The sequence below is a fragment of the Fibrobacter sp. genome (genome assembly GCA_024399065.1).
In the GTDB taxonomy this organism is placed as follows: domain Bacteria; phylum Fibrobacterota; class Fibrobacteria; order Fibrobacterales; family Fibrobacteraceae; genus Fibrobacter.
Genome location: JAKSIB010000099.1, coordinates 1 through 1,385 on the forward strand (window position 1 = coordinate 1; position 1,385 = coordinate 1,385).

Below are 1,385 nucleotides of genomic sequence, written 5' to 3' on the forward strand. Positions count from 1 at the left end.
ACTATGGCAAAAGACAAAATTCCCCCACACAAAGTGGAAATGACAGAAGGCAAACGAGAAATAATCAAAGGCCTTCTGTCTGAGTATGACATCCAGTCTGCAGAAGACATCGAAGAAGCTCTCAAAGATCTTCTTGGCGGAACCATTAAAGAAATGATGGAAGCTGAAATGGACCATCATCTGGGTTACGAAAAATCAGAACGATCAGACAGTGACGATTATCGCAACGGCTACAAATCAAAAACTGTAAAATCTCGTTTCGGCAAGATGGAAATTGAAGTTCCTCAGGACCGCCGTTCTACTTTTGAACCTCAGGTTGTAAAAAAAGGTCAGAAAAACATAAACAACATTGATTCAAAAATAATCTCGATGTATGCAAAAGGGATGACCACCCGCCAGATTTCAGATACCATTCAGGACATTTACGGATTTGAAACTTCAGAAGGATTCATTTCGGATGTTACAGATAAGATCCTTCCTGAAATTGAAGAATGGCAGAACCGTCCGCTGGAAGAAATATATCCGGTGATTTACATTGATGCCATTCATTACTCAGTTCGTGACAACGGAGTTATTCGTAAGCTTGCAGCCTATGTGATTCTTGGACTTACCTGCGACGGCCATAAGGAAGTTCTTTCTCTGTCGGTTGGAGACAATGAAAGCTCAAAATACTGGCTTAACGTGCTTAATGAGCTGAAAAATCGCGGTGTAAAGGACATTATGGTCATCTGTGCCGATGGACTCACAGGAATCAAGGAAGCAATCAATGCTGCATTTCCTAAAACTGAATACCAGCGCTGTATCGTTCATCAGGTCAGAAACACTTTGAAGTATGTTGCCGACAAAGACCGCAAGCCTTTCGCTGCAGATCTTAAAACCATTTACCATGCCTCTGATGAAAAGGCTGGTGCAAAAGCCCGGGACAGGGTTACAGAAAAATGGTCTTCAAAATATCCTAATGCAATGAAAAGCTGGACTGTAAATTGGGATGTCATTACACCTATATTTAAATTTTCTGCTGATGTCAGAAAGGTCATTTATACCACCAATGCCATCGAAAGTTTGAATTCTACTTACAGAAAACTGAATCGCCAGCGAAGTGTTTTCCCAAGCGATCAGGCTTTGCTAAAGGCTCTTTACCTGGCAACATTCGAAGCAACAAAAAAATGGACATTACCTCTCAGGGACTGGGGCAGAGTCTACGGTGAAATGTGCATAATGTACGAAGGCCGTCTGCCAGACTAATACTCATAAAAAAAAGACAACCTGCTTTTCTACGGGCAAGTTGTCTTTAACTCATTTGACTCTTGAAAAAAATCAAATCGTATTTTATATTCGAAACATAAACAGTAGCTGTCAGCTGCAAGCGAGTAACTCGCATTAAT

1 protein-coding gene is annotated in these 1,385 nt (G+C 41.0%); it reads left to right on the top strand.

What is annotated here, in order from left to right:
* The first annotated feature begins 3 nt into the window (after positions 1-3).
* A complete protein-coding gene (locus MJZ25_16635; protein ID MCQ2125792.1) occupies positions 4-1,245 on the top strand; it encodes an IS256 family transposase in 1,242 nt (413 codons plus the stop codon).
* Positions 1,246-1,385: the final 140 nt, after the last annotated feature.

What these genes read in the sequence shown, in the direction of transcription:
- MJZ25_16635 (MCQ2125792.1), top strand. Translation starts at nt 4, where the DNA reads ATGGCAAAAGACAAAATTCCCCCACACAAAGTGGAAATGACAGAAGGC.